The sequence below is a fragment of the Alphaproteobacteria bacterium genome, from assembly GCA_018662925.1.
GTDB lineage: Bacteria > Pseudomonadota > Alphaproteobacteria > 16-39-46 > JABJFC01 > JABJFC01.
In genome coordinates, this window is the sequence record JABJFC010000066.1 from 1 (window position 1) to 10,000 (window position 10,000).

A 10,000-nucleotide genomic window follows, 5' to 3' on the forward strand; every position below is an offset into this window, starting at 1 on the left:
CCTTCTGTTGTTGAGATTAGTTTGGCTTTTTATCTTTCCTTATTAAACCCCAATAACAGGAGGACCTGGTATTTTTGTCTGGTTTGTCGCTTCTTAAAGACAACAAAAATTAACTCACTCACCTAATTTTGCAATTTGCTCGAGCAATAGAAATTTGCGGCTTCGTTTCGATAATTTATTTGAGAAGATTTTAATATGAGCAGCCCATTTCTTTTAAGAACTAATTTAGATTCCCCAGCAAAGCGCATAAAAGCTCTGCGTGGTTTGACGGGTCTTAAAAGAGAACAATTCGCCCAGCGTCATAATATAAGTCTGCATACCTTAAGGTCCTGGGAACTTGGTCTCACAAATATTTCTGAAAAATCTCTTCAGAAACTTTTAGCAGCCTTTTTTGACGAAGGCATTTTTTGTGATCAAAGCTGGATCCTTTCGGGAGAAGGAACCTCACCACTAGGTTCGACGCCAGATACGCCCTCCACAAAATCAACTAATGAAAATAGGGAAGATCCAATCGTTCGAGAAGTGACTTGCTTTTTAGGGTCAAACCCAAATCATGTAACGACCGCTATAAAGAACTCTCAAGCCTCCCCACTTTTTGAGATAGGCGATATTGTTGGAGGCTGCAAAATAAACGCAGAACAGATGAAGCATTACTATGGAAAATTTTGCATTCTTCGAACGAAGGAGTTCCCAGAAAACTTGATAGTGCAACTATTTTACCCCTCCGACCAACAAGATTTTTTCTATCTCCTGTCAAATTACCCCCAAAACGTAAATAGATTTGATGAATTCATTGATAAGCAACAGATTATTGAGTGTGCACCCATTATCTGGCACCGAAAAAAATTTCCAGCGTAAGCAATCGTTTCCCCTGTTATGCAATCCCAAATCTAAGAATTTCTTATCTAAATAGGTAAAAGCTTTTGCCTTGTTCAACAAAACCATATGTGTTACGCAAAACAAATAGAAACAGACTGTCCATTTTTATTACCAATTGATAAATATGAATAATACTAGTAATAATATCAGGAGGCCTTGCTAAATGATTGATTTTCTTATCATTATTTCTTATTTTATTGTGACAATTTTAATTGGCCTTTATTTTGGGCGAAATGTGAGATCAATTCGCGACTTTGCAATTGCAGATAGGCGCTATTCCATCCCCATTTTGGTTGCAACAATTACCGCTACTATGCTCGATAGTGGTTCAACAATTGGACTGACAGAAAAAGTTTTCAGCGTTGGCATCGTCTTTATTCTAATTTTTCTAGGAGAACCCATAACGAAACTCCTTATGGCACAATATATTGCTCCACGAATGGTCAAGTTTGCCGATATGATCTCCGTGGGAGATATGATGGACAGTTTTTACGGGAAACCAGGACGCATCGTTACGGGGGTGGCTGGAACACTTCTTTGCATAGGCTATGTGGGTGCTCAAATAAGTGCCATGGGATATTTTTGCCAATACTTCCTGGAAATTTCATACTTTTGGGGAGTGGTTTTAGGAGCCGCTGTGGCAATTTTTTATTCAGCTTACGGAGGAATAAGAGCTGTCACAGCGACAGATGTATTGCAATTTGCAGCTATAATCATTGCGATTCCTATGATTTGCAATATCGGTCTTAACATTGTAGGAGGATATGAGTCGCTTCTGACAATGATTCCAGATGATAGTTTGAATTTTTTTCCCCAAGACGAAAACCCTTTTAAATATATTTTCTTATTCCTTATTTTTTGCATCCCTTTTCTTAACCCAGCGGTAATACAACGATTACTAATGGCAAAGGATACGAAGCAAATTGTCCAATCATTAAGAATAGCCGCTCTCATAGATATTCCTTTCTATTTAACTATCGGCAGCTTGGGACTGATTGTTCTAGCGCTCCAGCCAGGACAAGAAGCAAACTTATCCCTTCCATACCTTATACATGCCTTCTTACCTGTAGGAATTAAAGGACTTGCCATTGTCGGCATTATATCCATTATGATGTCAACGGCCGACTCGTATTTAAATGCAGCAAGTATTGCGGTCGTTCACGATATTATAAGTCCTCTTAACCAGAAATCTCTTCCAGATAAAACTGAGTTGCTTATGGCACGTACCACTACTGTTGCCATTGGAGTCGCTTCTATTTTAACTGCTTTTAGTTTTACAAGTGTCGTTGAGCTTGTGTTGGTTTTTTTAAACTGTTGGGCACCTGTTGTTGTGGTCCCACTGTTGGCTGGTATTTTTGATTTTAAAGCAAACGCTCGATCCTTTTTATGCAGTGTTGCTGCAGGTCTTGGAATGTATTGTCTATGGCTAACCTTTTCCCTTGAAGAAGTTCTTGGCTTTGGTAGTCTCGTCCCAGCCATGCTCGCAAATGCGTTTGTCTTTTTTGTCGTTCATTATTCCCAGCAAGGTTCCGCTATAAAAATGCTGACAACAAAAACAGAAAGTTCCAATGAGAAAAAAGCTAAAACTGCAGCATAATTTTGGAATTTTCTCCAATTTACGCAGAGATGTATTTATGCCCCCTAAGCTCCCCATAATTTTCAATAATCCTTCGCTATAAACGAGAAATATTGGCATGCAAAAACAATCTTTTCAATTTATGCGCAATGCTTTGAAGCGCTTGGATTTTACATATGGCTTCTCTGCAAATCGAGTCCATTCCTATGGTGCTCAATATATCGCCTTTGGTATTTTCTCTGTCGCAAACTATATTCTCCCCTATTTTATGTGGTCCTATACAGAACATGACGACTATGTGAGTCTTTCATTGAGATTCGTAGCCGGATTGTTAAGTTTTTTCTTGATCATGAATGACTATTGGCCAAAAAGTTTTCGTAAACTTCTCCCCTTATACTGGCACATCACCCTTTTGTTCTGTCTGCCCTTTATGACCACCTACATGCTTTTAAGCACTCATGCATCAATTTACTGGCTTTTGAACATGAGTCTTGCTTTGTTTTTGCTCGCCCTCCTTGTGGACTGGTTGAGCTTCACGATTATCTTACCCTTGGGAGTATTGTTGGGCTATGGGCTCTATTGGATTATGGGCGGAACGAGCACTATCGAATTAAGAAGCGAAGCCTTTTTTCTATCAGTCTATATGTCAATATTTGCCATTCTTATCGCCATCATTTTCTCACGCAATCGAGAGAGGGCCGAACGAGATAAAATCCTGGCCATTAAGGCACTGAGTGCCACCATTGCCCATGAAATCCGCACGCCACTCTCAGCAATCACATTTGGGGCAAAAGGAATGAAAAAACATTTACCCAAAATCATTGAAGGATACGAATTGGCCCTGGATAACAATCTTCCTGTTAGAGACATTGAAAAGATGAACTATGATGCCTTAAAAGATATGCCTGAAAGCCTTTCAATCGTCAGTAGAAACGCTAACACCATTATCGATATGCTCCTCATGAAGCTAAAAGAACATCCTGTCGAGGAAAATTTAAAGGTATGCTCAGTAGGCCAGTGCGTTCAAGACTTGCTTGAAAATTATCCTATGTTTTCAAGTGATAAAAAACTCATCCACTGGAATAAAGAGAATGATTTTCAGTTTATGGGAAATCAGGTTCTTATGAGACATGTTCTTTTCAATTTATTGAAAAATGCAATTTACTTCGTTAAATCTGCTGGAAGGGGAAGAATATCAATTTGGTTTGAACAAAGCGATATCCAAAATAAGCTGCATTTTCGTGACACTGGTAAAGGCATTTCAACATCCGACCTCCCGAATATCTTTGATCGATTCTATACCACCACAAAGCATGGGACTGGAATCGGACTCGCTTTTTGTAAATTGACTATTCAGGGCTTCGGGGGAGATATTGTTTGCCACTCGATTGAAGGTAAATACACTGAATTTGTGATGAAATTCCCAAAAATTCACCCTCAAAAGAATGTAATTTCTAAATAACGACGAAAATGCTTTATTACCCATTTTTTTGTAGTATGATGTTCATCCAGTAGGGGTAGTATTAGTAGATCGTAAATTAGGGGTAGTTTCATGACTGTCATCCCAAGTTGTATGTTTCCAACTACGGTCGTCTTTGTTGATGACGATCCAGGTTTTCTGAGACATATCGCCGCCGAGCTTTCGTCTCGCGTCACTTCATATAAGTTTTGTACGAATCCAATCGCGGCTTTAGATTTCTTAAACAAAGAATATAAACCTGATCCGTTCACGAACAGATGTATGGATCGTCCAGAAGAAGAGAGATTTGAACATCATTCCATGAATGTAAATATTAGATTGCTTCATCAAGAAATCTATAATCCAAAACGATTCGATCAAATTTCAACTGTTGTCATTGACCATGATATGCCTGGCATGAATGGTCTCGAATTATGTGAAAAAATAACAGATCCAAATATTCAAAAGATTCTTCTCACAGGCGTTGCAAACGAAAGTGTGGTCATCGACGCCTTTAACAAGCAAATCATTCAAGGTTTCATTCGCAAACAAGACAATCAAGTTTTCGATTTGGTCTCACAAGCAATTTCAGAAGCACAGCGCACTTATTTTAATACACTATCAAAACCAATTTTAGAGATTCTTGTGAATAACCCGAATATCCCTCCGACTGCCCTCAATGAACCTGGATTTAACGATATATTTCAGAAGATCCTCGAGGAAAATAAGACAGTAGAGTATTATCTTTTTGAAAGCTCGGGCTGCTTTTTATTTTTGGACAAACATGGGAATGATTCTGCTCTGTTCACCTATCCAGAAGATTTGCTTAATATCCACTGTGAGATTGCAGAATCTCACCTTGATGAACATCCTGAAAACAAAAAAGAAGTCCTGTCTTTCATTGGAGACATCCAAAAAAGGAAAAAGATATTTTGCTACCACAAACGTGATAATATTATGTGGCCAAAGATCACAGAATGGAAATCATACCTTCACCCTGCAACAAAATTCTCTGGAAATTCAAACTACTTCTACGCATATGAGCCGAAATTATTAGATATCGATAGAGGGGGGCTTCTGTCTTTTAGCACCTATCAAGATGGTCAATCGCTCGAAGTTGCGTAGGTAAGTGTACACAAGCTGTTGACGTTCTTTCTATGTTTAGGGTATTTGTTCAGACGTACACAGCTTTGTGACAAATGTAAGCCTTGAGCGGACGAGGGTATTTTATGCTTCAAAAGTGTTATCAGTGGACAATTGAAAAAGCCGCGCATCCTCATGCTACATGGTATTTGTTTGTAATATCATTTACCGAAAGTTTTGCCTCTCCCATTCCTCCTGATCCCTTAATGATCCCTATGATTCTTGCCCAAAGGCATAGAGCTTGGGTTCTAGCTTTTGTATGCACCGCATCCTCTGTCATAGGGGGGCTTATTGGCTATGCCATTGGATACTCGCTTTTTGAGACCCTGGGCGAACCTATCCTCCAAACTTATGGTCTTATGGATAGTTTTACTTCCCTTAAAAATACTTTTAATAAATGGGGTTTTTGGATCATTCTCTTGAAGGGCTTAACACCGATACCATATAAAGTCGTGACGATCACCAGTGGTCTGACGAATATGGATCTTGTAACATTTTTTGTGGCTAGCTTACTTTCGAGAGGGCTACGCTTTTATACAGAAGCCATACTCTTATGGAAATGGGGAGACCCCATGAAGGCTTATATCGAGAAAAATCTGCCTCTTGTTACTTTAGCTGGACTCTCCCTTCTCATTGGAGGGTTTGCGCTTCTTAAATTTGTAGTCTAAAATAGCTATAATAAAAAAGGCTAAGCTATATGTTTCGTACGATTGTTGCTCCCTTAAAATGCCCATACTTTGTTTTGGTAGCACTATTTATGACTTCCGTCGCCGCCCTAATGACGGCTTTTTACGCGGAATATATAGGGGGGCTTAAGCCCTGTATATTATGCATTTACGAACGGTACCCCTATGGCCTGGTAGCTGGCATAAGCTTGATTGGACTTTTCCACAAGCGCTATTTATCTATTTATATCTTGTTTTGTGCACTCAGTTACCTAGTAAATGTTGGCATTTCAGTTTATCACGTGGGTGTCGAACATCACATTTTTTCCCTAAGTGCTGCTTGTGGAGGATTTCCCTCAGGAAATGCAGAAACCCTTGAGGAACTTCGAGCCCAGATTATGGCTACACCTGTTGTTCGCTGTGATATTGTGCCTTGGAGACTATTTGGTTTCTCCATGGCCGAATACAACTTGGTAGGATGTTTCGCCTTCTCGTCTTTTTCTTTTATTTACAGTTGGTTACTTTACAAGGGGAAGATTAAAAATGTCTGATAATCCTCCTTCAAAAAACATTCGACGGATGATCCGGGTTAATCAAGCAGGAGAATATGGTGCTAAACGAATTTATGAAGGCCAGCTTTCCGTGCTAAAAAACACTCCTACAGCGCCAATTATACAACATATGGCGGACCAGGAAGAAGAACATTTAAGACTCTTTAGTGACATGATGATAAAGCGCCAAGTCCGCCCCACAATCCTATCTCCTTTTTGGCATGTAGGAGGCTTTCTTTTGGGAGCTATTTCTGCACGAATCAGTACTGAAGCAGCTATGGCATGCACAGTGGCTGTAGAAGAAACCATTGACAATCATTATCAGAATCAACTTAAAGAGTTGAAACATGCCCCAAATGAAAAAGTCCTCCAAAAAGCAATCAGCAAGTGCCATGAAGAAGAACTGGAACACAGAGATACAGGCCTAGAACACAAAGCAGAATCCATGTTTGGTTATCGCCCCTTTACAGCTGGCGTTAAATGCATCACGAAACTTGCTATCAAACTTTCCGAACGAATTTGAAGACAGCGAAATGATCTTACTTGCACAACTAGAAAAGAAGCTATCTACCTACATACACAAGCCCATTGCATTTATGTCAGCTGCCTTCATTCTGTTTGTCTTCGAGGTCTCTTTTTTTACTTCAACAACTTCTTTCAATTTGGACATTCATAGTCATGGCTTTCAAGATGCGGATGTTGGAATTATTTCTCTCCTATACACTACAGGATACCTGCTAGCCTGTATTTATTTCCCAAGACTAATTGATCGCTTCTCATCCGTAACTCTTATGCGCATTGCAGTGGGAATACTCATATTCTTTTATCTCATCATCGACTATCTGGAAACAGCTTGGCTGGTTTTTCCCATTAGAACCATCTGGGGAAGCCTTACGGGATTCCTGTTTACATGTACAATTGTTATCTTATCAGAGCTTATTAAGCCAAAATACAAATCTACAATTATTGCGATTTTAACCTCTTTCGTTGCCCTAGGAAGCGCTTTAGGAGCCTTCTTAGTTGACTTGACTGGAGTTATCAGTCTGGCACCTCATCTCGTAGCTGCCATGTGTCTATTTCTTGCACTTCCTTTTTTCAAAAATTTATATCCCATCGTCAGTAAAGCCTCTTCAGTAAAATCAAAAAATCCCTTTACAACTATTTTGATTTTACCTGTTATTTTATTTATTTCCTTGGGATTAGGTGTCGGAAAAGGGACTCTTACGAGCTTCCTTTCTATATACGGCCTTGTTGCTTTTTCTCTATCGGTCAAAGAGGCCGCACTTCTCTTATCTTTTTCAAGCATGGGTGGTGTTTTTCTGCCACCACTCTTTGGGGTTTTAGGTGATAAAATGGGGCATTTAAAAATAATCATTTTTCTAAGTATCTTAGCCGTAATATGCCTCGGCAGTTTGTTGATTCCTACAGGAATAGGCCATCTATACTGGAGCGTTTTCTTTATACTGGGTGGTATTCTCCCTGGCATCTATTCCCTGTCACTTGCCATTATCACGACAACCCAATCTAGAGAAATCATCCCTGACGCTGTTGCAGGGTTTAGCTTTATAGGAAAGATTGGTGCTCTATCAGGTGTGGCTGTAACCGGTATCATAATGACTGAATACGGTAATATTGCCTTTCTCTATTCCCTTCTTGTCGGATCTCTCTTAATTGCAATTTCTGCCACCTATGCCCATGCTAGGAAAAAATTCTAATCTTCCCCATTTATGGTTCCTTCAAGCCCCTCTAGCTCATTATTTAACTTCTGAAAGCCCGATCTAAAATTACCAAGCTGTGTCATAGCATCTCCTTGAAACCACCGCTTCTGCTCCTGCAGCCCGTGTTTAATCTTATCCAGTTTTTCTAGCCCCTTCCGAGCTTCCTGCATCATGAAAACATCCTCACCGTCCTCTTCTGAGTTACTTTCTTCTCCAACACCATTTTGCATATCGGTCCAGGCTACTCCCAATTTCTCTTTTAGTTGTGAAAACTTTTGCCCACCTGTTTCTAAGAGATGGCCTCCGAGTTCTTCTTCATCTGACAGATCCCCTGGATTCAACACTTCCTTAAGTTCTGATAATTGCTTCAGAGCTAATGACTTTGCCTTTCTAACAGGGTCGTACTTACGATAGAATTTTTGAATTTTTACTGCTGCCTTCGTTTGGGCATAATTTCGACGTGCTAAAAATCCTCTCACTTTTGTTTGAATTGTAACCGCAGATTTGCGAATTATTTTATACCCCTTTCGCTTCACATAGCCTCGGAACCGACTTTGAATTTTTATAGCAGATGCAGTTAGAATTTTAATGTCTTCTCCTTTTAAAAAGTTTAGAAATTCCTTCTTAGCTTTCTTCCCTAATTTTTTTCCATATTCTTTAACTTTCTCCGCTCCTTGAGCAAGCAAGGAATCCTTTTTCTTTGCTTTTTTGGCAAAAGAACGCCAGTGTTTCCAAGATCTATGGACCCCCAAAAGATTATGACTGACGCTCGCAAAATTTGACACAGGTGTCCGCAAACCGCTTTTCCTATCTCGAACTGTTTTTAGGCCTGAATCTCCCTTAATAATGTAAGCCATTAACACTCGGTGCTTTTGATTCACAGGGTTAAAGGGATGCTCCCAACTTCCATCCGCATAGCGATAGTGATCCTCAGAATCCTCACTAAAATGGAGCAATTTATCAGGAGATTGTACTTCTGCAGGTCCAGACGGTTTCTGCTCTAGAGTCACAATATCCACGTCTCTTACGATGGGACGTGTCATTAACTCTTCTGTTTCACTTAGCTCTCGCGGCCTATTCTCAGCCTGAAGAGGAATTGTAAGCCTGACGCCTACAAAGTATGTCTTCTTCCGGACGTTGTCATATTGAGCTTGCCCTTCAACAGCTGCCCACTTGTTAATATCATAAGTTATTCGACTACGAACACCTCGAATTGTCGGAACTGCTTTTCCAGAAAAGTAATACCCCCCACCATAGATTCGGAGCCCTTTAAGTACCTGATATCCTACTTCCACATCTCCGCCCCCAAGAGGCGTATCAAAGGATTGACCTCCGCTCATTTGAATAAATTCATTACGTCCAGCAAATCGGCTGACTCCAGTTGGAACAGCCTCATTTCCCAAAATTAGTTTTCGAGATGATATGGGAATGTAGACATTCGCACGCCCTTCCCAAGTTGTGCTGAGGGCTTCAGTCCCTAAAGTCAATTGGTTAAAGGTATTTCCATATGGAGAGTTTCTGTGATCAAAAAAGCCATACCCTCCTAAAACCCATCCATTGTATAGCTGACGATAACCTAGGCCAAAGTTTCCCTCAGCAGCATGGTCTGTATCACCCATGAATCTAAAGTCAGCAAAAAGCATGGAGCTCTCATTCTGTCCTATGGGCATAAAAACGCCTACTTGTCCGATATTCCGTTGGGTTCCAGCCTTTAAATCTAAAAACGAATATGGCTGCCATTTTGGATCTCTTAAAAAGGCATAGCTGTCCTTATCTTCGGATGAATGCCCTAAAGAAGCTCCCAGCAAAAGAATGCAACTTGCAAAAGAAGGGGCGCATGCCCAGGCCCAAAGACCGTCCCTGTGATACATTTTTTTAATTTAATTGTACAGGATACAGCTATCTTATACTAGACGTCGTAACTCTTTGAAGAATAGAGATATATGAATCAAGAGGTGATAGAGGTCAGTATCTGCTTCATTTTTTTATTTATAGCATCAAAATCAGCC

10 protein-coding genes (1 of these 10 cut by a window edge) are annotated in these 10,000 nt (G+C 40.0%); 8 read left to right on the forward strand and 2 right to left on the reverse strand.

Annotated elements, in window-relative coordinates; translation table 11 throughout:
- The first annotated feature begins 195 nt into the window (after positions 1–195).
- From HOL16_05700 to HOL16_05735, 8 genes are all read left to right on the forward strand, one after another.
- Positions 196–858 (forward strand): helix-turn-helix transcriptional regulator, encoded by a 663-nt coding sequence (locus HOL16_05700; GenBank protein MBT5390185.1) that lies wholly within the window; start codon positions 196–198, stop codon positions 856–858.
- A gap of 184 nt (positions 859–1,042) precedes the next feature.
- The gene (locus tag HOL16_05705) at positions 1,043–2,476 is read left to right on the forward strand and encodes a sodium:solute symporter family protein (GenBank protein ID MBT5390186.1); all 1,434 of its coding nucleotides are present in this window, start codon (positions 1,043–1,045) and stop codon (positions 2,474–2,476) included.
- Positions 2,477–2,573: 97 nt separating this feature from the next.
- Positions 2,574–3,917 (forward strand): HAMP domain-containing histidine kinase, encoded by a 1,344-nt coding sequence (locus tag HOL16_05710; GenBank protein ID MBT5390187.1) that lies wholly within the window; start codon positions 2,574–2,576, stop codon positions 3,915–3,917.
- Positions 3,918–4,007: 90 nt separating this feature from the next.
- Positions 4,008–5,039, forward strand: a complete 1,032-nt coding sequence (locus HOL16_05715) for a hypothetical protein (GenBank protein MBT5390188.1) — start codon at positions 4,008–4,010, stop codon at positions 5,037–5,039.
- A gap of 104 nt (positions 5,040–5,143) precedes the next feature.
- Positions 5,144–5,725 carry a DedA family protein gene (locus HOL16_05720; GenBank protein ID MBT5390189.1) on the forward strand — a complete coding sequence of 194 codons (582 nt, stop codon included), beginning with the start codon at positions 5,144–5,146 and terminating at the stop codon, positions 5,723–5,725.
- Between the two features lie 29 nt (positions 5,726–5,754).
- Entirely contained in the window at positions 5,755–6,273 is a 519-nt protein-coding gene (locus HOL16_05725; protein ID MBT5390190.1) for a disulfide bond formation protein B, read from the forward strand.
- Complete coding sequence (locus tag HOL16_05730) at positions 6,266–6,796, forward strand: demethoxyubiquinone hydroxylase family protein (protein MBT5390191.1); 531 nt, start codon at positions 6,266–6,268, stop codon at positions 6,794–6,796. The genes HOL16_05725 and HOL16_05730 overlap by 8 nt, the downstream gene beginning before the upstream one ends.
- A 10-nt stretch (positions 6,797–6,806) precedes the next feature.
- Positions 6,807–7,988 carry an MFS transporter gene (locus tag HOL16_05735; protein ID MBT5390192.1) on the forward strand — a complete coding sequence of 394 codons (1,182 nt, stop codon included), beginning with the start codon at positions 6,807–6,809 and terminating at the stop codon, positions 7,986–7,988.
- On the opposite strand, the gene HOL16_05740 is transcribed toward HOL16_05735, so the two are convergent.
- Together HOL16_05740 and HOL16_05745 are read right to left on the reverse strand one after the other, a co-directional pair.
- Positions 7,985–9,862, reverse strand: a complete 1,878-nt coding sequence (locus tag HOL16_05740; GenBank protein MBT5390193.1) for a hypothetical protein — start codon at positions 9,860–9,862, stop codon at positions 7,985–7,987. The genes HOL16_05735 and HOL16_05740 overlap by 4 nt on opposite strands.
- 77 nt (positions 9,863–9,939) lie before the next feature.
- A protein-coding gene (locus HOL16_05745; GenBank protein ID MBT5390194.1) for a GMP synthase crosses the window boundary here: on the reverse strand, positions 9,940–10,000 show its end. It continues 623 nt past the right edge of the window; the window shows 61 of its 684 coding nt (coding positions 624–684); the start codon falls outside the window, past its right edge; it ends in the stop codon at positions 9,940–9,942.

What these genes read in the sequence shown, in the direction of transcription:
- HOL16_05735 (MBT5390192.1), top strand. Translation starts at nt 6,807, where the DNA reads ATGATCTTACTTGCACAACTAGAAAAGAAGCTATCTACCTACATACAC.
- HOL16_05710 (MBT5390187.1), top strand. Translation starts at nt 2,574, where the DNA reads ATGCAAAAACAATCTTTTCAATTTATGCGCAATGCTTTGAAGCGCTTG.
- HOL16_05705 (MBT5390186.1), top strand. Translation starts at nt 1,043, where the DNA reads ATGATTGATTTTCTTATCATTATTTCTTATTTTATTGTGACAATTTTA.
- HOL16_05700 (MBT5390185.1), top strand. Translation starts at nt 196, where the DNA reads ATGAGCAGCCCATTTCTTTTAAGAACTAATTTAGATTCCCCAGCAAAG.
- HOL16_05730 (MBT5390191.1), top strand. Translation starts at nt 6,266, where the DNA reads ATGTCTGATAATCCTCCTTCAAAAAACATTCGACGGATGATCCGGGTT.
- HOL16_05725 (MBT5390190.1), top strand. Translation starts at nt 5,755, where the DNA reads ATGTTTCGTACGATTGTTGCTCCCTTAAAATGCCCATACTTTGTTTTG.
- HOL16_05720 (MBT5390189.1), top strand. Translation starts at nt 5,144, where the DNA reads ATGCTTCAAAAGTGTTATCAGTGGACAATTGAAAAAGCCGCGCATCCT.
- HOL16_05740 (MBT5390193.1), bottom strand. Translation starts at nt 9,862, where the DNA reads ATGTATCACAGGGACGGTCTTTGGGCCTGGGCATGCGCCCCTTCTTTT.
- HOL16_05715 (MBT5390188.1), top strand. Translation starts at nt 4,008, where the DNA reads ATGACTGTCATCCCAAGTTGTATGTTTCCAACTACGGTCGTCTTTGTT.